Annotated in this window: 20 protein-coding genes and 1 pseudogene; 11 read left to right on the top strand and 10 right to left on the bottom strand. The window is 71.2% G+C overall.

Going from position 1 to position 21,324, the window contains the following annotated elements; all coding sequences use genetic code 11:
• The first annotated feature begins 267 nt into the window (after positions 1 to 267).
• From J7E86_RS03700 to J7E86_RS03680, 5 genes are all read left to right on the top strand, one after another.
• On the top strand, positions 268 to 963 hold the full coding sequence (locus tag J7E86_RS03700; protein ID WP_215079674.1) for a hypothetical protein: 696 nt from the start codon (positions 268 to 270) through the stop codon (positions 961 to 963).
• Positions 964 to 1,030: 67 nt separating this feature from the next.
• Positions 1,031 to 1,210, top strand: coding sequence for a hypothetical protein (locus J7E86_RS03695; RefSeq protein ID WP_215079673.1), 180 nt, complete (start codon positions 1,031 to 1,033; stop codon positions 1,208 to 1,210).
• Positions 1,211 to 1,363: 153 nt separating this feature from the next.
• Complete coding sequence (locus J7E86_RS03690) at positions 1,364 to 1,759, top strand: BlaI/MecI/CopY family transcriptional regulator (protein WP_215079671.1); 396 nt, start codon at positions 1,364 to 1,366, stop codon at positions 1,757 to 1,759.
• Between the two features lie 9 nt (positions 1,760 to 1,768).
• A complete protein-coding gene (locus J7E86_RS03685; RefSeq protein ID WP_215079669.1) occupies positions 1,769 to 2,287 on the top strand; it encodes an amino-acid N-acetyltransferase in 519 nt (172 codons plus the stop codon).
• Positions 2,288 to 2,460: 173 nt separating this feature from the next.
• Entirely contained in the window at positions 2,461 to 2,799 is a 339-nt protein-coding gene (locus tag J7E86_RS03680) for an Lsr2 family protein (protein WP_215079667.1), read from the top strand.
• Here J7E86_RS03680 and J7E86_RS03675 read toward each other — a convergent pair.
• Positions 2,730 to 3,380 (bottom strand): SCO3374 family protein, encoded by a 651-nt coding sequence (locus tag J7E86_RS03675; RefSeq protein ID WP_251018617.1) that lies wholly within the window; start codon positions 3,378 to 3,380, stop codon positions 2,730 to 2,732. The two genes, J7E86_RS03680 and J7E86_RS03675, sit on opposite strands and share 70 nt — an antisense overlap.
• Positions 3,381 to 3,881: 501 nt before the next feature.
• On the opposite strand from J7E86_RS03675, the gene J7E86_RS03670 reads away from it, so the two are divergent.
• On the top strand, positions 3,882 to 6,407 hold the full coding sequence (locus J7E86_RS03670) for an ATP-dependent Clp protease ATP-binding subunit (protein WP_215079666.1): 2,526 nt from the start codon (positions 3,882 to 3,884) through the stop codon (positions 6,405 to 6,407).
• A 118-nt stretch (positions 6,408 to 6,525) separates the two neighbouring features.
• Here J7E86_RS03670 and J7E86_RS03665 read toward each other — a convergent pair whose 3' ends face one another.
• A complete protein-coding gene (locus J7E86_RS03665) occupies positions 6,526 to 9,795 on the bottom strand; it encodes a serine protease (RefSeq protein ID WP_215079664.1) in 3,270 nt (1,089 codons plus the stop codon).
• 20 nt (positions 9,796 to 9,815) lie between these two features.
• Positions 9,816 to 10,169, bottom strand: a complete 354-nt coding sequence (locus tag J7E86_RS03660; RefSeq protein WP_215079662.1) for a trypco2 family protein — start codon at positions 10,167 to 10,169, stop codon at positions 9,816 to 9,818.
• Positions 10,170 to 10,511: 342 nt separating this feature from the next.
• On the opposite strand from J7E86_RS03660, the gene J7E86_RS03655 reads away from it, so the two are divergent.
• Positions 10,512 to 11,255 (top strand): M23 family metallopeptidase, encoded by a 744-nt coding sequence (locus J7E86_RS03655; protein ID WP_215079660.1) that lies wholly within the window; start codon positions 10,512 to 10,514, stop codon positions 11,253 to 11,255.
• 139 nt (positions 11,256 to 11,394) lie between these two features.
• Entirely contained in the window at positions 11,395 to 11,856 is a 462-nt protein-coding gene (locus J7E86_RS03650; RefSeq protein ID WP_215079658.1) for a VOC family protein, read from the top strand.
• 11 nt (positions 11,857 to 11,867) lie between these two features.
• Here the strand turns inward: J7E86_RS03650 and cseC are convergent, their stop codons facing one another.
• The 5 genes from cseC to J7E86_RS03625 all read right to left on the bottom strand — a co-directional run bounded on the left by cseC (position 11,868) and on the right by J7E86_RS03625 (position 16,222).
• Positions 11,868 to 13,169, bottom strand: coding sequence for a two-component system sensor histidine kinase CseC (gene cseC, locus J7E86_RS03645; protein ID WP_215079657.1), 1,302 nt, complete (start codon positions 13,167 to 13,169; stop codon positions 11,868 to 11,870).
• Between the two features lie 41 nt (positions 13,170 to 13,210).
• Positions 13,211 to 13,918, bottom strand: coding sequence for a two-component system response regulator CseB (cseB, locus tag J7E86_RS03640; RefSeq protein ID WP_215079655.1), 708 nt, complete (start codon positions 13,916 to 13,918; stop codon positions 13,211 to 13,213).
• Between the two features lie 7 nt (positions 13,919 to 13,925).
• The gene (locus J7E86_RS03635; protein ID WP_308312453.1) at positions 13,926 to 14,585 is read right to left on the bottom strand and encodes a hypothetical protein; all 660 of its coding nucleotides are present in this window, start codon (positions 14,583 to 14,585) and stop codon (positions 13,926 to 13,928) included.
• On the bottom strand, positions 14,573 to 15,121 hold the full coding sequence (locus J7E86_RS03630; RefSeq protein ID WP_043189586.1) for a SigE family RNA polymerase sigma factor: 549 nt from the start codon (positions 15,119 to 15,121) through the stop codon (positions 14,573 to 14,575). The genes J7E86_RS03635 and J7E86_RS03630 overlap by 13 nt, the downstream gene beginning before the upstream one ends.
• A gap of 204 nt (positions 15,122 to 15,325) precedes the next feature.
• Positions 15,326 to 16,222 (bottom strand): A/G-specific adenine glycosylase, encoded by an 897-nt coding sequence (locus tag J7E86_RS03625; RefSeq protein ID WP_215079756.1) that lies wholly within the window; start codon positions 16,220 to 16,222, stop codon positions 15,326 to 15,328.
• Between the two features lie 146 nt (positions 16,223 to 16,368).
• On the opposite strand from J7E86_RS03625, the gene J7E86_RS03620 reads away from it, so the two are divergent.
• Both J7E86_RS03620 and J7E86_RS03615 read left to right on the top strand, forming a co-directional pair.
• A complete protein-coding gene (locus J7E86_RS03620; RefSeq protein WP_215079654.1) occupies positions 16,369 to 16,866 on the top strand; it encodes a pyridoxamine 5'-phosphate oxidase in 498 nt (165 codons plus the stop codon).
• Positions 16,867 to 16,991: 125 nt separating this feature from the next.
• On the top strand, positions 16,992 to 17,822 hold the full coding sequence (locus J7E86_RS03615; RefSeq protein WP_215079652.1) for a hypothetical protein: 831 nt from the start codon (positions 16,992 to 16,994) through the stop codon (positions 17,820 to 17,822).
• 278 nt (positions 17,823 to 18,100) lie between these two features.
• Here J7E86_RS03615 and disA read toward each other — a convergent pair whose 3' ends face one another.
• Complete coding sequence (disA, locus tag J7E86_RS03610) at positions 18,101 to 19,231, bottom strand: DNA integrity scanning diadenylate cyclase DisA (RefSeq protein ID WP_215079650.1); 1,131 nt, start codon at positions 19,229 to 19,231, stop codon at positions 18,101 to 18,103.
• A gap of 107 nt (positions 19,232 to 19,338) precedes the next feature.
• A complete protein-coding gene (gene radA, locus J7E86_RS03605) occupies positions 19,339 to 20,796 on the bottom strand; it encodes a DNA repair protein RadA (RefSeq protein ID WP_251018616.1) in 1,458 nt (485 codons plus the stop codon).
• A gap of 164 nt (positions 20,797 to 20,960) precedes the next feature.
• Between radA and J7E86_RS03600 the strand changes: the two are divergent.
• Positions 20,961 to 21,324 (top strand): annotated as a pseudogene (locus J7E86_RS03600) (sigma-70 family RNA polymerase sigma factor); the annotation flags it as partial.

Below are 21,324 nucleotides of genomic sequence, written 5' to 3'. Positions count from 1 at the left end.
AAGCGGCTGGGCTCAGCCACAATCAAGCCCGTCCGGCGCTTGAGGACGCGCCCGCAGGGCGCCCGCCGCCGCAGGCGGCAAAGACGGCCCGCAGCCCCGCCGGACAGGGCCTGGGCGTCACCCGCCGCAGACAGCGCTGAAGGGGTCTACCAGCACCGTGCCCCGCAGGGAAACGCATACAGCGCTGAACGGGGTCTCCCCGCACCGTGCCACGCCGGGAAACGCCAGGTCAGCGAAATTTGTCCGCTTAGCACTTAAAGTCGGCGCATGCCCACGCCTCACGGATCCCGCGGCGGCATGGCGTTCAGCGCGGACGAACTGCGCGTCGTGCGCCGAGCCCTCGCCATCGCCCTCGACCCCCATTCCGTCCCCCGCCGTCCCGGCCCCGGACGCGACGAAGAGGTGCGCGAGTGCCTCGGGCTCGTGGCGGCCCTGGACGAGGCGACCCGCGAGGGAGGCAAGCTGCGCGCCTTCCTCCTCGCGGACCTCGCCCGCTACCGCGCCGCCCTGCCGGGCGCGGTGGCCGGTTACACCGAGCGGCTCCAGGACGCCCTCGCCGCGGGCTACCGGCCCGGAGCCGAGGACCTCGCCGCGCTCCGCGGACTGTGCCGGGCCCCCTGCGGAGGCGCCGAGGCCGGCCGTCGCCGGGCGCTGCTGGCCCGCTGCGAGCACCTCGCCGAGCTGGCCGTACGAGCCCGGCTGGCCGGCCGCGCGGTGCCCGCCGCCGGACCCGCCCCGGGCCACGCCCGGCTGAAGGCGCTGCCCGGCGGCCGGGTGACACGCGCGGACTCCTCCGACCCCAAGCCGAAGCCCGGCAAGGAACCCACTCCGCGCCCCGCGACGCCGCGCCCCTCCGCGCCCCGGCCCGACCGGCCCATTCCCACCCCGGGCGAGGTGTTCCCGCCGCGCCGCAAGCCGGCCCCGCCGTCGACGGCCCGCCACCCCGCGGTCCGTTCCGCCTGAGCCGCGCGTAATCTGGACGGGTCGATTGCGCAACCGCAGAACCCGATTCCAGAAGGAGCCGACGGCCATGGACTATGTCGCCGCGTTGGTCCCGCCCATGGTGATGGCGGTGGCATTCATCGCGCTGGTCGTGACGATCGTCAAGAGTCAGGGCGGTGCGAACAAGGGCAAGGAAGACGCCCTCGTCGACGCCGCGCTGGCCCGCGCCGAGGGCGCCTCCCAGGCCGTCAAGGGTCCCGACGCCTGACCTTTCGTGGAGCCGCGCGCCGGGCAGCCGGCGCGCCGCGTCCACCGGGCGTGCGGACCGAGACCGACAATTCTCGGCCGTGCGCCCTTTTTACTGCCTCAGAGCAGCCGCAAATAAACCGGCATTCTAGACATCTCCCACTATTATTCGCGTGTGGTTCGACGCCTGGGTGATCTGGAAGACGCCGTCATGACGCGCGTGTGGGACTGGAACCGGCCGGTCACTGTTCGAGAAGTCCTGGAAGACCTTCAACAGGAGCGGTCCATCGCCTACACCACCGTCATGACCGTAATGGACAACCTGTATCAGAAGGGCTGGCTGCGGCGGGAAGCCGAAGGCCGCGCCTATCGATATGAGGCGGTCTCCAACCGGGCCGCCTACTCGGCCGCACTGATGAACGAAGCGTGGTCCCTCAGCGACAACCCCGCGGCCGCTCTCGTCGCCTTCTTCGGCATGATGTCGGCCGAACAACGGGAAGCCCTGCGCGACGCGATCCGGGTGGTCCAACTCGACGGGCCCGGCGACGCCGGCGGGGCGCCGGGGCGATAGCGTCCCGGCATGCCCGCACTATCAAAAGTCGTCACCGTCCGCCGTGCCCGGACCAGCGATGTTCCGGCGGTGCGCCGGCTCATCAACACGTACGTTCGTGACCGCATCCTCCTCGACAAAGCCACCGTCACCCTTTACGAGGACATCCAGGAGTTCTGGGTCGCGGAGCGGGACGAGGACGGCGCGGTCATCGGTTGCGGTGCCCTGCACGTGATGTGGGAAGACCTGGCGGAGGTGCGCACTCTCGCGGTGGACCCGGCCGTCAAGGGCGGCGGAGTCGGCCACGCCGTACTGGGCAAGCTGCTGCAGACGGCGCGCTGGCTGGGCGTGCGGCGCATTTTCTGCCTCACCTTCGAAGTCGACTTCTTCACGAAGCACGGCTTCGTCGAGATCGGTGAGACACCGGTGGACGGTGATGTCTACAGCGAGCTGCTGCGTTCCTATGACGAGGGCGTTGCCGAGTTCCTGGGTCTCGAACGGGTGAAGCCGAACACCCTTGGCAACAGCCGGATGCTTCTGCATCTGTGATCGCGACCCCTATCGCGGTCCCTATGTCCGAATCGCGCCCCTATCACAGGGCTCCGGAAGGCAGGCTTCCCACGGCGAAGGCGGGCTGAACCTTCCCGGGGGGTTTGTGTTTTTCCGGGAAAGGCGGTTTGCTATTCCTCCGTAATCCCAATTTTCCACTGAAAGGATTCCCCGTGGCACAGAAGGTTCAGGTCCTTCTTGTTGATGACCTCGACGGTGGCGAGGCGGACGAGACCGTGACGTTCGCGCTCGACGGCAAGACCTACGAGATCGACCTCACCACGGCCAACGCGGACAAGCTCCGGGGCCTGCTGGAGCCGTACACCAAGAGCGGCCGTCGCACGGGTGGCCGTGCCGCCGCGGGCCGCAGCAAGGCCCGCGCCGCTTCCACCGGTGGCAGCCCCGACACCGCGAAGATCCGCGCCTGGGCCAAGAAGAACGGCTACAACGTCAACGACCGCGGCCGCGTCCCCGCCGACATCCGTGAGGCGTACGAGAAGGCCAACGGCTGATCCTCCGTCGGCCGACGCGTGCGCGTTTCCCCGGCGCGCAGCAACCGGGCCCGGTGGCACTCCGTCGCCGCCGCGCTCACGAGCCGTACGAGATCGGGGGCGCCCCCATCGCCCCCGAGGCCGGTCACCGGCAGCGTCGGCTCGACCTCGCACCCCGGCTCGGGAGGCCGTAGCCACACGGCCTTCCCCGCGCCCAGCTCCCCGTGTTGCGCGCGGCCCGGGCCGGCGGGCAAGGGTGCGACGATCCGGCCGCCCCTGCCCAGCGCGGCCAGATCCAGCGCCACCCCGCCCCACTCCAGCCAGTCGAGCAGCTCCGGCAGCTCGTCCGCGCTGCCGGCGGCGACCAGGAACCGCAGCCTCCGCGCCCGCTCGTCGAGCGCGACGGGCCCGGTCCGCCCCACCCGCCCGAGGACCGCGAGACCGGCGTCGACGGGCAGGTCGAGCACATCGAAGCGCTCGCCGGTCAGCAGCTCCAGGGGTGCCGCGCCCGCGGTGGGCCAGCACAGTGTGTGCTCGTACCACCGACGTGCCTGGCACCATGGATCCGCGGGGACACAGGGGCGTGGGAGGGCAACGGTCATACGTGGTGCAACTGCGAAACCCTCAAGAGGTTACGCAGGGTTGATAGTTGGGCACGCTCCGTATAAGGAGTGAGGGGCGCTTCGGCGTTCCGGGTGGCGCGGGGGTGTTCGCCCGTAGCGGATGGGGGGTGCCCGCGCCGCATGGACTGTCAATGCTTGCGGGTAGGACATTCCCAATGGGAAGAGGCGGTACAGCAGCGCGTGTAGCGCGCCATCGCGGGAGATGGCCGGGCTACGGGCGGGCGTGTCGGGCCGAGCGGGCGTTCGCCATGGGCGTAGTGGTGGGGAGCGTATATGCCTGGCCTGCGGGAACATCGTCTCCCACCATCGGGTTGGAGGAGATGTCGGCTGTTCGGCAGTAGGTTTCCCCGCCGACGCGGGGGTGATCCGGACGGATGTCGGCAGTTGGAATGAGCTGTCCCGTCCCACGGGACTAGCATGCGGAAGGACAGGGAGGGGACCGACCCCTAACTGCCTGACCGCTCTGAGGAGCGATTAACGATGTTCGAGAGGTTCACCGACCGTGCGCGGCGGGTTGTCGTCCTGGCTCAGGAAGAAGCCCGGATGCTCAACCACAACTACATCGGCACCGAGCACATCCTCCTGGGCCTGATCCATGAGGGTGAGGGTGTCGCCGCTAAGGCCCTGGAGAGCCTCGGGATTTCGCTCGAGGCGGTCCGCCAGCAGGTGGAGGAGATCATCGGGCAGGGGCAGCAGGCCCCGTCCGGCCACATCCCCTTCACTCCCCGTGCCAAGAAGGTCCTGGAGCTGTCGCTCCGCGAGGCCCTCCAGCTCGGCCACAACTACATCGGTACGGAGCACATCCTGCTCGGCCTGATCCGCGAGGGCGAGGGCGTCGCCGCCCAGGTCCTGGTCAAGCTGGGCGCCGATCTCAACCGAGTGCGGCAGCAGGTCATCCAGCTGCTTTCCGGATACCAGGGCAAGGAGGCCGCCACCGCCGGCGGCCCGGCCGAGGGAACCCCCTCGACCTCGCTCGTCCTGGACCAGTTCGGCCGCAACCTCACGCAGGCCGCTCGCGAATCCAAGCTCGACCCGGTCATCGGGCGCGAGAAGGAGATCGAGCGGGTCATGCAGGTGCTCTCCCGCCGTACGAAGAACAACCCCGTCCTCATCGGCGAGCCCGGTGTCGGCAAGACGGCGGTCGTCGAGGGCCTGGCCCAGGCCATCGTCAAGGGCGAGGTGCCCGAGACCCTCAAGGACAAGCACCTCTACACCCTGGACCTCGGCGCCCTGGTCGCCGGCTCCCGCTACCGCGGTGACTTCGAGGAGCGCCTGAAGAAGGTCCTCAAGGAGATCCGCACCCGCGGCGACATCATCCTGTTCATCGACGAGCTCCACACCCTGGTGGGTGCGGGCGCCGCCGAGGGCGCGATCGACGCCGCGAGCATCCTCAAGCCCATGCTGGCCCGTGGCGAGCTCCAGACCATCGGCGCCACCACGCTGGACGAGTACCGCAAGCACCTGGAGAAGGACGCCGCGCTGGAGCGCCGCTTCCAGCCCATCCAGGTCGCGGAGCCCTCGCTGCCGCACACCATCGAGATCCTCAAGGGTCTGCGTGACCGGTACGAGGCCCACCACCGCGTCTCCATCACGGACGAGGCGCTGGTCCAGGCCGCCCAGCTGGCCGACCGCTACATCTCCGACCGCTTCCTGCCGGACAAGGCGATCGACCTGATCGACGAGGCCGGCTCCCGGATGCGCATCCGCCGGATGACCGCGCCGCCGGACCTCCGCGAGTTCGACGAGAAGATCGCCGACGTGCGCCGGGACAAGGAGTCCGCGATCGACTCGCAGGACTTCGAGAAGGCCGCCTCCCTGCGCGACAAGGAGAAGCAGCTCCTCGCCGGGAAGGCCAAGCGCGAGAAGGAGTGGAAGGCCGGCGACATGGACGTCGTCGCCGAGGTCGACGGCGACCTGATCGCCGAGGTCCTGGCCACGGCCACGGGCATCCCGGTCTTCAAGCTGACGGAGGAGGAGTCCTCCCGCCTGCTGCGCATGGAGGACGAGCTGCACAAGCGCGTCATCGGCCAGAAGGACGCCATCAAGGCGCTCTCCCAGGCCATCCGGCGCACGCGTGCGGGCCTCAAGGACCCGAAGCGCCCCGGCGGCTCGTTCATCTTCGCGGGCCCGTCCGGTGTCGGTAAGACGGAGCTGTCCAAGACGCTCGCCGAATTCCTCTTCGGTGACGAGGACGCGCTGATCTCCCTCGACATGTCGGAGTTCAGCGAGAAGCACACCGTCTCGCGTCTCTTCGGTTCCCCGCCCGGATACGTGGGTTACGAAGAGGGCGGCCAGCTCACCGAGAAGGTGCGCCGCAAGCCGTTCTCCGTCGTCCTCTTCGACGAGGTCGAGAAGGCCCACCCGGATATCTTCAACTCGCTCCTGCAGATCCTGGAGGACGGTCGCCTGACCGATTCCCAGGGCCGCGTGGTCGATTTCAAGAACACCGTCATCATCATGACGACGAACCTCGGCACCCGGGACATCTCTAAGGGCTTCAACCTGGGCTTCGCCGCCCAGGGCGACGTCAAGACCGGGTACGAGCGGATGAAGGCGAAGGTCAACGAAGAGCTCAAGCAGCACTTCCGGCCCGAGTTCCTCAACCGTGTCGATGACACGGTGGTCTTCCACCAGCTGACCGAGGAAGACATTATCCAGATCGTCGACCTCATGGTCGCCAGGGTGGACGAGCGGCTCAAGGACCGCGACATGGGCATCGAGCTCAGCTCGGAAGCCAAGTCGCTGCTGGCGAAGAAGGGCTACGACCCGGTCCTGGGTGCCCGCCCGCTGCGCCGCACGATCCAGCGCGAGATCGAGGACATCCTCTCGGAGAAGATCCTCTTCGGCGAGCTGCGCTCGGGCCACATCGTGGTCGTCGGCACCGAGGGCGAGGGTGAGGAGAAGAAGTTCACCTTCCGCGGCGAGGAGAAGGCGGCCCTGCCGGACACGCCGCCGATCGAGTCGGCGGCGGGTGGGGCGGGTCCCAACCTGTCCAAGGACGCGTAAGGCGCGCCTGCGCCCGGCTGTAGCGCTGTAGACCGGCCCCGGAACCGTACGCACGGTTCCGGGGCCGGTTTTGTGCGTTCGGGGGAGGTCAGAGCTCCAGGAGGGCGTCAGGGTCCTGCTAGCTGTGGATCAGTCGCTCGCCGAAGGCGTCGGCTCCCAGCACCGTCAGCCCCTGACCGGGGGTGGTGGACAGCGCCAGCGTCTCCCCGGGCAGCTCGCGCACCGTCGTGAGGTCCACCGTGATGGCGCCCGACCCCAGGTGCTCCAGATGGAGCGAGCGAAGGCCGGGGAAGACGCGCAGCAGTCTTCCGTCCACCGAGGAGGGCTCCGTGAGGCAGAGGGCCACCTCGGTGATCTGCGGCAACGGGTCCGCGCCCGCCAGGTCGTCCATGGAGCTGTTGAGCTGCAGCGAGGTGAGCCCGTGGAGGCTCCCCAGCCTGTTCAGCTCGTGGGAGGAGGCCAGGGAAGTCGGAAGCATCAGCTGCCGCAGTCCGGTCCAGCCTTCGATGCCCTCCAGGGACAACGGATCGCTGTCCGTGACCATGAGGCGGGAGACGCCGCTGAGAGGCGGCGGAAGGCTGCCGCAGCCTCCGGTCGAGGGCAGGTCCGCCACACCCAGGAAGGACAGCTCCAGGGCCCCGTCGAGGACTTCCAGGTGGTCGAGCAGCGCCCTCGATCCGAAGAGACCGAGGTGCAATTCGCGCAGGTGGGTCCCGGTCAGGGCGGAGACGTCACGCAACTGCGGGCAGTCCATGATCGAGAGGTATTCGATCTCCGGGTGCTCGCCCAGGAAGCCCAGATCCGTGATGTGCCTGTTCGTTCCGAGGATCAGCCGGGTCACCTTGCGCCCGCGGAGTGCCGGCCGGAGAAGATCCGCCGACCCGTCGTATTCGATGGACAGCGTTAGCACGGGGCCGATGTCCGGCAGGCACGCGAGTTGTTCCGCGCTTCCGACCATGATGTTGAGGTCATCGAGTCGCATGGGGGCGAGTACCTCTCTCGCGTACCGCCGTGCGACCGAGAACGTCCAGGCGTGGGCCACGGCCGTGCGGACGAACAGATCTTCGTGCTGCCCGTAGCGCTTCAGGAGAGGCTTCGCCGCGTCTCCCAGCGGGGTCAGCACCCTCACCACGTGCCTCGCCTCCGTGTCATCCAGCCCGTCCGGTCCGGGAAGGATCCCAAGAACCTCCGGACCCAGGGACGCCAGATGATCGATCTCCGAGGTCCTCCGCGGCGCTCCCAGCTCCCGGAGGCCCTCCCACACCGCCGCGTGCCGTGTGTCGTCCAAGGAGGCCGCGCTGATCGCACACTGGGCCGCGAGGGTGCGGACCGACCAGGCATCCTCACGGCTCGCACTCCTGCCCGCCGCGATCAGGGCGTCGATCACCCGCTCCTCCTCCTTCCGGCCGCAGTGCCCGATCACGAGCCGGATGACGTCCTGCCACTGCTCCTCCGCCACGTGGCCCAGTAATTCGTCCAGGCTGTCGCTGTCCTGGAATTCCTTCGCCGCGAGATAGTCCTGGAAGGTGCGGTGGATGAATTGGATGGAATCCGCAGTGCGCTCCTGTAGAAGCCCGCTGCGGTTGAGGAGATGCGTCAGGACTTCACCCGCCGTGCCCTGTTGCCTTATGCGCCTCAGGCCGGCCATGGCCAATTCCAGCTGCCGCACGGCCTGCGCCCGGGACAGCTCGGTGCGACCGTTGCGTACGAGCCAGATCGCAATGCGCTGGAGAAGCTGCCGGCCGTCGTCCGGTTCGAGTTCGATGCCCTCCGGTTTGTGGACGCGGCGGTGGGCGTCGCGGCTGCCGAGGAGCATGTTCAGCGCCGCCCGGTAGAGCTCCCAGCGGGTCCGGGGGAGCAGGCCGCTGCGGCGGCGGTGCAGGGCGCAGATGACGGCACACAGCAGCGGCGTGCGCGCCAGGTCGCGCAGGGCGGCGTTGCGCTGGAATTCCTGGGTGAGATCGCGTTCCAGGTCCTGGAGCCGGCTCCGTAGCCGCTCCGCGTGCCGCTTGTCGGCGTAACCGTCACATTCCAGCCGGGCCGCCGCGTGCCACGCCGCCACGAACGTCTGGATGTCGCGGTTGCTCATCGGCAGCAGCCGCAGCTCCTCGAAGCCCTCCGACTCCAGCCACGCCTGATCGACGGCGAGCGGCCGCACCGTGACGAGGCAGCGCGTGCGGGGGTGCATGCGGAGCAGCTCCGCCAGCCACTTGCGGGCAGGTGCGCGGTCGGCCTGCGGCAGCTCGTCCAGACCGTCCACCAGCAGGAGCGCCCGCCCGGCTGCCAGGACCCGCCCTGCCCAGCCACTCGGCGGGGTGTCCACCCCGGACAGGCGGGCGATGGTCGGTAACTGCGAAGGGGTGGGGCGGGTGATGCCCTGGGCGGCCAGAGTGCGCATGGGGATGACGAAGGGGACCAGGCCGTTGAGGGCGCTCAGCTCGGCGGACAGGGTGTTGCACGCGGCGTGCGAGGCCAGCCACCACACCAGCGTCGTCTTGCCGGCCCCCGCTTCGCCGCGCAGAAGCGTCCGGGGGCGGGAGCCGAGGAGCCCCTCGACCCGTTGTGGCCCGGAGCGCGCCTGCTCCCGGCCGGGGCGGGTCGCCTGGGCCTCGAGGCTGAGGTAGGCGGTGTCCAGGTCCCAGTTGGTGTCGCCGGTACCGAGGTCGTCGAGACCGAAGATCTCCAGTCGGCTGTAGGCGGCCTTGATCGCCTCGGCGTACGTCGCCTCGTAACCGTTGTCCTCCGGACCGGCCGAGTGGACCTGTTCCAGGTGGGGCGCCCGCGGCCAGTGCTCCTCCACGCGGGCCTGGAATTGCGTGTCCTCCAGGATCGAGGCCATGGGCACGGCGTCGATGGACGAGTGCGCCCAGCCCTTCGGGTCCTCGGTGGCTATGCCGACCAGGACCGGTCCGGCGAAGACCGGGCCGCCGGACAGTCCGGCCCAGGGCGAGCCGTAGGGCCCGGTGGACGGTGGGGGATGGGCGGCGCGCAGGACGTACCGCCCGCGCAGCACGCCCGACAACGGTGCGAGGGTGCCGGGGATCTGTACGGCCTCCAGTTCCTCCCGGCCATACCGCTGGACCTGCGGGAATCCCAGAGCCTGGCACCCGTCGACCGGGGACCGGCCGACGCAGACACCCCACCGCAGCGGCGGCAGGTCGGCGGCGGGCAGCAGCGGTCTGCCGGCGAGCAGCAGGGCGGCGTCGCACTGCTCCGGGTCGCCGGCCCACAGGACTTCGCACAGCACGGGCCCGGCATGGCCCAGCGCGACGACTCGCACGCCGCCCTCACCGCCCAGAACGTGCGCACTGGTCAGCACCAGCGACGCCGTCAGCAGCACCCCGCTGCCCTGCGCCTCGGCCAGCACCGCCACCAGCCGGTCCTCCACCGACGGAACGCGCGCCCCCGTCACCGCCCCGCGGAGCCGAACCGTGAGACGCCGCCCGGCCGGTCGTTGCCGACCCGCAGGCTGCCGCCGGTGCGGGCGTCCTTCGGGGTGAGGGTGAAGGAGACCGTGTGGGTGCGGGTGGAGCCGCGGGACGCCTCCGCGTCCGCGCTGACCACCCATGCCTTCACGCCGCCCGATCCCTTGGCGTCCTTGCGGATCTCGACGGTGAACTCCATGGCGATCTCGCCGACCTCGAAGACGATGTCCTCGCCCGCGCCGCGGGCGGCCGCGGTGGTGAGGCCGTCGCGGACCGCCTGGACGGCGTCCGCCAGCTCGACGTCGTCCAGGTGGGAGTAGCGGGAATCGTTGCCCATCGTGGTGCCCCCCGGCGGTGTGCGCGTCCGTTGACTGCTGTCCGGGAGCGTACCGCCGGGGCGGGGGCCTTTGGTCCCGGAACGGGCAAGGCCGTAAGTCCCTTCGCGGTGATACGGCCCATAGGGCGCGCGTCACATACTAAGGCGTTTAGCAGGAATGGGCTCCGTGGAAATCCCTTGATTCCGCGCGAAGCCGCCCCGCATAAGCAGCCGAATACCCTCCGGCCCGCTACGGCATTCGCTAGTAGAGGCCGTCCTTGGCAGGGCGGCGGATTCGGGTTACCAAGGTAGGGCGATCCCGGTCCGCAGCCGGGACCCATTCTTGCCTGGAGGTATTTCTTTATGTCGAAGCACACCGCTTTCCGTAATGCGGGCACGACCCTTCTGCGTTCCCGTGCCGCCGTCGTGGCCGCCGGGCTCGGGGCCTCGCTCGCGCTCGGAACCGGGGTGGCGCTCGCGGCGGAGACCACCTCCCAGGCGCAGCTCCCGGCGTTCGCGTCCGTGGCGGCGCTGGACGACGCCCTGCACGCGCAGGCCGAGACGCAGCTGAAGGCCGCCGCCAAGGAGGCCAAGGCCAAGGCCGACGAGGCCCGGGCCAAGCAGGACGCCGAGAAGCGCGCCGCCGACGCCCGTCAGCAGGCCGAGGCCTCGCGCAAGAAGCGGGCCGACGCCTGGATCGCCCCCGTGGACGGCTACCAGATCGGCCAGCCCTTCGGCATCGCCGGCAACATGTGGGCCAGCAAGCACAGCGGCCAGGACCTGGTCGTCGGTACCGGCACGTCCGTGAAGGCCGTGCACGGCGGTACGGTCGTGAAGGCCGGCCCGAACGGCGGCGGCGACGGCCCCGCGTACGGCAACGCCATCGTGATCAAGCACGACGACAACACGTACTCGCAGTACGCGCACCTGTCGCAGGTGAAGGTCTCGATCGGCCAGACCGTGACCACCGGCCAGGAGATCGGCCTCTCGGGCTCCACCGGCAATTCGTCCGGCCCCCACCTGCACTTCGAGATCCGCACCACCCCGGACTACGGCAGCGGCATCGAGCCCCGCGCGTTCCTGAGCGCCCACGGCGAGAACCTCTGACCGACCCCCGGCCGGACTTGTGAGAGCGCCCCCGCACGGCAATCGCCGTGCGGGGGCGCTTGCCGTTTCCGGGAGAGCGGACCGGCGCCGGCCGTGCCTACCGTGGTCGTGAGGCAGAACCCGTCCCCGGGAGGGCGCCATGATCAAGGGCATCGCCATCACCACCGTCTGGGTCCTCGACCAGGACCGGGCGAAGGAGTTCTACACCGAGAAGCTCGGCTTCGAGGTCCGTACCGACATGAGCATGGGCGGTGACCAGGGCATGCGCTGGCTGACGGTCGGCGCCGCGGCGCAGCCGGACGTCGAGCTCACCCTGATGGTGCCGGGCCCGCCCGCGATGGACGCCCAGTCCGCCGAGGCCGTCCGGTCACTGGTCGCGACGGGTGCGCTGGGCGCCGGGGTGCTGGTCACCGACGACGTCCGGCGCGAGTACGAGACCCTCAAGGCCAAGGGCGTGGAGTTCCTCCAGGAGCCGCAGGAGCGCCCGTACGGGACCGAGGCGGTCTTCCGCGACGACTCCGGCAACTGGTTCTCGCTGACCACGCCCAGCGAGGAGCTGGACCTCGACAAGACCTGGGGCGAATACGTGGACCCGATGTAGCCGGCGGGCGGCTAGTCCGGCACCTGGATGACCGGGAAGCTGCCCGTGCTGGTGGGGGCCGACTCCGGGAGCCACAGCACGGCGATCGCGCCGGTGTCCCCCTCCGCCTCCGGGTCGGCGTTGCGGAAGGTCAGGCGCGCCCCCAGGACCCGGGCCTGGCCGGCGGCGATGGTCAGACCCAGGCCGTGGCCCTTGCCCGCGCGGTCCTTGCTGCCGGTGCGGAAGCGGCTCGGCCCCTCCGCGAGCAGTTCCTCGGGGAAGCCGGGCCCGTGGTCGCGCACGCGCAGCACGCGCCCGTCGACCGTGACCTCGAAGGGGCCGCTGCCGTGCTTGGCGGCGTTGGCCAGGAGGTTGCCGAGGATGCGCTCCAGGCGGCGCGGGTCGGTGGAGACGTAGGCGTCGCGCAGGACCTTGACCTCGGCGTCCGGCTGGGCGGTCCGCACCCGGCGCAGCACGAAGTCGCCCAGGCGGATGTCCTGCATCTCGGCCCGCTCGGCGAAGCCGTCCAGGCGGGCGACCTCCAGCACGTCCTCGACCAGGGTGCGCATGGCCTGCGCCCGGTCGCGTACGAGCTCGGTGGGGCGGCCCGGGGGCAGCAGCTCGGCGGCGGTGAGCAGGCCGGTGACGGGCGTGCGCAGTTCGTGGGCGATGTCGGCGGTGACGCGGCGCTCGGCCTCCAGCCGGTCCTGCAGCGCCTCGGCCATGCCGTCGACGGCCCGCGCCAGGTCGTCGGTCTCGTCGCGCACCCGGCCCCCGATGGCGTCGCGCACGCGCACCTCGGAGTTGCCGTCGGCGAGCTTGCGGGCGGCCGTGGCGGCCTTGCGCAGCCGCCGGGAGAGCTGGCCGCCGATGAGGATGCCCAGGGCCGAGCCGCCCAGGACGACGGAGACCGAGCCGATGATCAGGGCCTTGTCGAGGGCGTTGAGAATGGAGAAGCGGTCCTCGAACCGGGTGTGGATCGAGAGGATCCTGCCGTTGCGCACCGGGACCGAGGCCCAGACCTCCGGGGTGCCCTTGCCACCGACGTCCTGGAGGTAGGTGGCGCGCAGCCCCACGGCGGCGGCGTCCCGCAGCGGCTGGGGCAGCGTGGGGTCGTCCACCTTGGCGTGGAGCATCAGGCGGCCGGTGTTCTCGTAGTAGCGCTGGGCGACCTGGACCCGCGCGTCCATGGCGTCGCGGGCGTTGTCGAGCATGGAGAGCCGCGCCTCGTTGTGGACGACGAGGCTCAGCGCGACGGCCACGAGCGCGCTGACGCAGGCGATGGCGAGGCTGACCTTCCAGCGCAGGCCCGAGCGCAGGGCGAGCTTCACCACAGCGTCACCACGAGGGATCTCGGTGGGTCACCATCGGGAGCTCAGCCTCTGAGCTTGTAACCGAAGCCGCGCACGGTCTCGATCCGGTCCTGGCCGATCTTGCCGCGCAGCCGCTGGACGTGGACGTCCACGACGCGGGTGTCGCCGCCCCAGCCGTAGTCCCACACCCGCTCCAGGAGCCGGTCGCGGGAGAGCACGGTGCCGGGCGCCGCCGAGAACTCCAGCAGCAGCCGCATCTCCGTCGGGGTGAGGGCCACGGGCTCGCCCGCCTTGCGGACCTCCATGCCCTCCGTGTCGACCTCCAGGTCGCCGAAGCGCAGCACCCCGCCCTCCAGCGGCTCCGGCTCGTCGGCCGCGCCCGTGCCGTTCGGCCCGCTGGCGTGCCCGAAGCGGCGCAGCACGGCCCGTATCCGGGCGACGAGCACGGCGCCGTCGAAGGGCTTGGTGACGTAGTCGTCCGCGCCGGCCTCCAGGCCGAGCACGACGTCGATGGAGTCCGCCCGCGCGGACAGCATGATCACGGGGACGGTCGACTCGTCGCGGATCCGGCGGCACAGGCTGACGCCGTCCAGGCCGGGGACCATGACGTCGAGCAGCGCGATGTCGGGTCTGCGGGCCCGGAACCTCTCCAGCCCCAGCAGCCCGTCCGGTACCGCGGTCACCTCGAAGCCGTCGCGCTCCAGCGCCAGCTGGGTCGCCTCGCGGATCACGTCGTCGTCCTCGACGAAGAGCACATGCGTATCGGCCACGCCGCTCTCAGCCCTCCGTTCCCACGCTCGGGAGTTCACCCTTGTCGTTGTTGCCGACCTTGCTGAAGTCGGTGTGCGTACGACCGGTCTCGCGGAACTCGTCGTCCGACCAGTGGTACGTCATGACATCCTCGCCCGACGCGCAGCACGCCGCGTCACCGGGACCGTAGACCTGCTTGGTGACCTGCAGCTCGCGGCGGTCGATGTCGGCGTAGACGGGCGGCTGCTCGGCCGAGAACACGTTCTCGTACGAGTCGCCCTTGGCACGGTACACATAAGCGCCGACACCGAAGGAATCGCTGCACGTCATGACGTTGATCACGACGTCGTTGCGGGAGCCGCCGGTGAGCTGGCCGTAGATCACGTCGACCGGGTAGTCGTTCTTCGAGCACGGCTTCAGGTTCTTCTTGACCTGCTCGCCGACCTTGGGATCGCTCTTGATCAGCTTGACGGCGTCGACCTTCTGCTGCGCCGGTATGGCCGAGGCCGAGGGCATCCGGGACGGCTTCGCCGCGGACTGGTTCTGCGCGGTGCCCTCCTTGCGCACGCCCTCGCTGCCCGCGTCGCATCCGGCAAGCAGAAGACCGGCGGCCGCGGCCATCGCTGTGACCGTGCCGCCGGTGATCAGTGCCGGCCTTCCAGGAGCCGCCTTTTTCAGGCTGCGCACCGTTCCTGCCCCCGCTCGTTGCGCTCAAGGGCGTGGAAGTCCAGGTCTCGGCTCTCCAGCTCCTGACGCAGCCGGGCGAGCGCCCGGTGCAGCGTGCTCTTGACCGTGCCGGTGGACATGCCGAGCGCCTCCGCGGTCTCCTCGGTGCTCATCTGCTCCCAGTGTCGCAGTACGACGACGCTGCGCTGCTTGGGTGCCAGGACTCCGAGGATGTCCATCAGCAGGGCGCGGTCGGCGTGCTGCTCGGTGCCGTCCTCGACGCTCGCGTCGGGGAGCTGCTCGGTGGGTACCTCATCGAGCTTACGGGCACGCCACCACTCAGTACGAGTGTTGATCATGACACGGCGGAGGTAGGCGTCCGCCAGCGACTTGTCCGCTATGCCTTCCCAGCGGCCGTAGGTGCGCACCAGGGCGGTCTGGAGGAGGTCCTGCGCGTCGATGGGGTCCGGAACGAGACGGCGGGCGCTGCGCAGGAGGGCGTCCTGACGGTTGCGCACGTACTCTTCGAAGTCCAGAACCTTGCCGCTGCTGGCCATCTCGCAGCCTCCATTCCGCTTGCATTCCCCGCGTCACGCTGGTGGTCCTCCAGCACGGGTAGGACGCTACGGAGGCGCTGTTGCGACGCGATGTGCAGCAGCCCTTCGGCTGGAGCACAGCTGTCCATAGGTTGTGTAACAGCGAACCCGAAATGATGAAGAAATGGGGCGCAAAGGGGGTCCTGCGCCTTCACTTCATCACCGCTATGTGAGCGGCAGCCGGTACCGGCCGTCCTCCAGCGGCTCCACCAGGCCGTCGGCGACCAGACCGTCCAGCGCGCGCGCCCGCTGCACCGGCTCGTCCCACACCGCGTCCAGCGCGGCCTGCGGCACCGGCTCGACCGCCTCGCGCAGCACCGCCAGCAGCTTGCCGCGCACCTGGCGGTCCGTACCGGCGTACGTCTGGCCGCGGCGCGGCGGTCCGTCGTGCGCCGGTGACCCGGCCGCCCGCCACGCGCAGTGGCCCGCGATCGGGCAGCGCGCGCAGTCGGGCGTGCGGGCCGTGCAGACCAGCGCGCCCAGCTCCATGGTCGCGGCGGCCCAGCGGGCGGCCACCGGCTCGCTCTCGGGCAGCAGCGTGCGGGCCAGCTTCCGCTCGGCGGCGGTGGTGGCGTTCGGCGGGTACTGGGCGCCGCTCACGGCGCGCGCGAAGACCCGGCGGACGTTGGTGTCGAGGACCGCGTGCCGCTGCCCGTACGCGAAGGAGGCCACGGCCGCCGCCGTGTACTCGCCGACGCCCGGCAGCGCGAGGAGCTTGGCGTGATCGTCCGGCACCTCGCCGCCGTGCAGTTCGGTGATCGCCGACGCGGCGGCGTGCAGCCGCAGCGCGCGCCGCGGGTAACCGAGCCGGCCCCAGGCGCGGACCGCCTCACCGGGCGGCTCGGCGGCGAGCGCGGCCGGGCGCGGCCAGCGGGCCAGCCACTGCTCGTACACCGGCAGCACCCGGCTGACCGGCGTCTGCTGGAGCATGAACTCGCTGACCATCACCCCCCACGCGCCCGCCTCCGGGCGGCGCCAGGGGAGGTCACGGGCGTGCGCGCCGAACCAGTCGATGACCGGGTCGTGCAGGACGGCGGGGGTTCCGGGCGAGGCGGCAGTCATGGCAGTCATGGCCTTCCGATCCTGACACGGTCGTCCGGCACCGCGAAACGCGCCGGGCCCCGGGCGTCGGACTTTCGCCAGGGCGGCGGTGCGCGGGGGGCCACCCGGAGTGGTCCCCCGCGACCCCGGGGGAGTGGAATGGGCCCATGAGCGAGAACCGGACGCAGCCGCGGCCGCCGGGCGAGATCCTCGCCGCCCTCGGCGCGCACACCACCATGACCCTGGCCTACGCCGACGACGACGGGCCGCAGGCGTGCGCCGTGCTCTACGCGCCGGCCGACTCCGCGGGCGACCCCGCCCTGCTCTTCGTCACCTCGGTCACCACCCGCCACGGCCGCGCCCTCCTCGCGGGTGACGGCCGGGCCGCGTTCACCGCACAGCGCGACGGCCAGGAATGGACCGCCCTGACGGGGATTCAGGGCCGGGGCGTCTGCCGCCGGCTGGAGGGCGCGGAGCGCGAGATCGCCTGGCCCGCGTACGCCGCCCGCTACCCGTACGTCGAGCGCGACGACCGCCTGCGCCGCGCGATGGAACGCACCGACCTGTGGGAGCTGCGCCCGGACTGGCTGCGGCTGACCGACAACGGGCAAGGTTTCGGCCATAAGACCGAATGGACGCGCCAGATGGGCGATCGGCATGTGTAAGCCCTGACTCTCGTCAGGTGTCGACAACTTCGGGCCCTGCCGGTGCGGGCAGATGATGAGAAAAGTAGGCACCCATGCGGCGGGTATGGGCTGGTGCCCTGGCAGATCTCTCGTAGAGTCTTCGCGTGGGATCACTGCGCAATCCGATCGGGCCGCTTCCCTCCTCCATCTACTGGCGGCGGAGGGCAGTCGCACTTGGCCTGCTCGGCCTTCTCATCCTGTTGGGGTTGTGGTTCGTCACCCTTGGGGGTGACGGCGGCTCCGGCGGGGACCAGGGCAAGGGCTCGGACGGCAAGGGCCCGGGTGACACCACCATCACCCCCGGCCCGGTGCCATCGGGCCCGCACTACAGCCAACGGCCGGGCGGACGGGGTGATTCGGGCACCGGCGGCACGGGCGGCGGAGGCACCGGCGGTTCCGGCGGCTCGGGCGGCTCCGGCGGCGACCACTCGGGCGCGGGCGGCAGCGGTGGTGCCGGCAGCGGCGGCAGCGGTACGGGCGGCTCCGGCGGCGGCGCGCTGGGCACGGGGGACAGCAAGACGGTCCCGGCCGGGTCCAAGCTGCCCGACTGCGCGTCAGGTTCCGTACGCGTGGAGCTCCGCAGCGTCAAGAACGCCTACGCGCCCGACGAGAAGCCGAAGTTCGAGGTCGTCGTCAAGAACACCGGTGGCAGCGCCTGCAAGGTGAACCTCGGCGCGACCGCGGCCATCCTCAAGATCACCAGCGGTGACGACCACGTCTGGTCCTCCGACGACTGCGCCCGCGGCGCGGGCGCCGTGCTGGTGGAGCTGCCCGGCTCGGGCGAGACCAAGCGCACGGTGGAGTGGGACCGCAAGCGCAGCGCCCCGCAGTGCGCCACGCCGTCCGGCGACACCGCGGCGGGCGCCGGCACTTACCGGGTCGAGGTCAAGATCGCGGGCGTGACGGAGCGGCTGGAATTCTCCCTGGAGAAATGAAGTGGAGGGGCGGCCCTGGGGGCCGCCCCTCACTCGTGAACCCTCGGGACCCGCTATGCCGTGCGGTCCGCTGCGCGGCGGTGTCCTCACGCGCCGGACGATCTGAAATCGGCCGAGCCCAGCCACAATCAAGCCCGTCCGGCGCTTGAGGACGCGCCCGCAGGGCGCCCGCCGCCGCAGGCGGCAAAGCCGGCCCGCAGCCGAAGACCTGCCGGACAGCGCCGAGCCGTACCCGCCGAGCCGTACCCGGCTAGCCGTACCCGCCAAGCCGCACCCGGCTAGACGTACCGCTCCAGGATCGACGACTCCGCCAGCCGCGAGAGCCCCTCGCGGACCGAGCGCGCGCGGGCCTCGCCCACACCGTCGACCGTCTGCAGGTCGTCCACGCTCGCGGCGAGCAGCTTCTGCAGCCCGCCGAAGTGGTCCACCAGCCGCTCGATGATCGCGCCCGGCAGGCGCGGCACCTTGGCCAGCAGACGGTAACCGCGCGGGGACACCGCGGAGTCCAGCGTCTCCGGCGAGCCGCTGTACCCCAGGGCCCGCGCGACGATGGGCAGCTCCAGCAGCTCCGCGTGGGTGAGGGAGTCCAGCTCCGACAGCGCCTCGGGGACCGTGCGGGTGCGCTTGGCGGTCGGCTCGGGGACGTAGTCCCGCACGACCAGGTCGCGCTCCGGCTCGACACCCGCGATCAGCTCGTCCAGCTGGAGGGTGAGGAGACGGCCGTCCGTGCCCAGCTCGACGACGTACTCCGCGATCTCCGTGGCGATCCGGCGCACCATCTCCAGCCGCTGCGAGACCGCGGTGACGTCGCGGACGGTCACCAGGTCCTCGATCTCCAGGGCCGACAGCGTGCCGGCGACCTCGTCGAGGCGGAGCTTGTAGCGCTCCAGGGTGGCCAGCGCCTGGTTGGCACGGGAGAGGATCGCGCCCGACTCCTCCAGCACGCGCCGCTCACCGCCCACGTACAGCGCGATCAGCCGCATCGACTGGCTGACCGACACCACGGGGAACCCGCACTGGATGGAGACCCGCTGCGCCGTGCGGTGACGGGTGCCGGTCTCCTCGGTGGGGATCGAGGCGTCCGGCAGCAGCTGGACGCCCGCCCGCACGATCTTGGTGATGTCCTTGTCGAGGATCAGCGCGCCGTCCAGCTTGCACAGCTCGCGCAGCCGGGTGGCGGTGAACTCCACGTCGAGGACGAAGCCGCCGGTGCACATCGACTCGACGGTCTTGTCCATGCCGAGGACGATCAGTCCACCGGTGTTTCCCCGAAGAATGCGCTCCAGGCCGTCGCGCAGGGCCGTGCCGGGCGCGACGGCGCTCAGCGAGGCGCGCATCAGGTCGACGCCGGAGCCACCGGAGCTTCCCCCGGCCCTGCCGGGGCCCGATGCCCGGTCGTTGGCTGCCACTGCACTCCTCCGGTCGCAAGGTCAACGCTGCCGCCGGCCGCCCTGCTGTCCGTACGTACGGGCGAGACCAGGGCAAAGTCTACTGGCGTATTCCGGCGCCCAGCCTATTAAAGGGCGCTCTCTTCCGGATCGGAGAGGGCGCCCCCGGCCGGTGCGGCCGCGCCGGCGCTGCGCCGGTTCTCCCGGGGTACCCGCTTGGGCAGCACTCGAAGCGCCTCGCCTATGTCCGCGACCTCCAGGACCCGCATGCCGCTGGGCACCTTCCCCGGGTCGCCCGGCACCAGTGCGTGCGTGAACCCGAGCCGGGCCGCCTCGGCCAGCCGCCGCTGCACGCCCGTGACGCGCCGCACCTCGCCGGCCAGGCCCACCTCGCCGATCGCCACCAGGTTCTTCGGCAGCGGGGTGTCGCTGGCGGCGCTGGCCAGGGCGAGCGCGATGGCCAGGTCGGCGGCCGGCTCGGAGAGCTTCACCCCGCCGACCGTGGCGCTGTAGATGTCGCGCTTGCCCAGGGCGCTGATCTTGCCGCGCTGCTCCAGCACCGCGAGCATCATCGACACCCGTGACGTCTCCAGGCCCGAGGTGGTGCGGCGGGGCGAGGGGATCTGCGAGTCGACGGTGAGCGCCTGCACCTCGGCCACCAGGGGCCGGCGGCCCTCCAGCGTCACCGTCAGGCAGGTGCCGGGCACCGGCTCGGAGCGACGGGTCAGGAACAGGCCGCTGGGGTCGGTCAGCCCGGTGATGCCCTCGTCGTGCAGCTCGAAGCAGCCGACCTCGTCCGTGGCGCCGTAGCGGTTCTTCACACCGCGCACCAGGCGCAGCCGGGCGTGCCGGTCGCCCTCGAAGCTCAGCACCACGTCCACCAGGTGCTCCAGCAGGCGCGGACCGGCGATCGCGCCGTCCTTGGTGACGTGGCCGACCAGCAGCGTGGCCATGCCGCGCTCCTTGGAGGCCCGGATCAGGGCGCCCGCGACCTCGCGCACCTGAGCCATCCCGCCCGGCGCGCCGTCGATCTCGGGGGAGGCCACGGTCTGGACGGAGTCCATGATCAGCAGGGAGGGCTTGACGCTGTCCAGATGGCCGAGGACGGCGGACAGGTCGGTCTCGGCGGCCAGATAGAGGTGGTCGGACAGGGCGCCGATGCGGTCGGCCCGCATCCGGACCTGGCTCGCGGACTCCTCACCCGTCACATAGAGCGTGCGGTGCTCGTCGGAGGCGGCCTTGGCGGCCACGTCCAGCAGCAGCGTCGACTTGCCGACACCGGGCTCGCCCGCGAGCAGCACCACGGCGCCCGGCACCAGACCGCCGCCCAGCACGCGGTCCAGCTCGGGCACGCCCGTGCCGCGCGCGGTGGCCTGGCGGCCGTCCACCTGCGCGATCGGCAGGGCGGCCGAGGTGACCCGGCCGGGCGCGGTCGTACGGACGGCGGGCGTGCCGAACTCCTCGACCGTGCCCCACGCCTGGCACTCGGGGCAGCGGCCGAGCCACTTGGCCGTGGTCCAGCCGCACTCGGTGCAGCGGTAGGAGGGCCGGTCCTTGGCGGACGGGCGGGAGGTACGGGCAGCCATGGGGGTCACCGTAGCCGTGGCCACTGACAAACGGGCCGCGACCGGGACCGCCTCGGGCGGAACGTGAGGCTCCTGTCCCCTTATGAGCGAGAAGGTCACCCGAATGGGTTAAACATGCGTCCGCAGCACGAGCGAGGCCCCGTCGCCCGCCTACCGTCGCCGGGATGATGACGAGCAGGCCCGAGCACCCCACGCACGCCACCGGCGCGCACCGTGACCGGGGCGGCGCGCCGCGCGCGGCCCGCACCGACCAGGACACGCTCGTGCGGCGCCTGCCCGTGCGGTACGAACCGTACGCCGACGGACTCTTCACCTACTGCCTGTCCGTCCTGTGCGACCACGACGCCGCCACCGCCGCCCTCGGCGAGATCCTCGCCCTCGCCGAGCGCCGCGCCGACCGGGCCCCCGGCGAGGAGCAGCTCCGCGCCTGGCTCTACGCCCTCGCCCGCTGGGCGTGCCTGCGCCGGCTCATGGAACAGGGCGCCCCGGCCGGCGAGACCGCCACCGCCGCCCCCGCCGGCGAGCGGC

The organism is Streptomyces sp. ISL-11, assembly GCF_018614525.1.
GTDB lineage: Bacteria > Actinomycetota > Actinomycetes > Streptomycetales > Streptomycetaceae > Streptomyces.
This window is presented reverse-complemented; position numbering and strand designations above follow the sequence as displayed.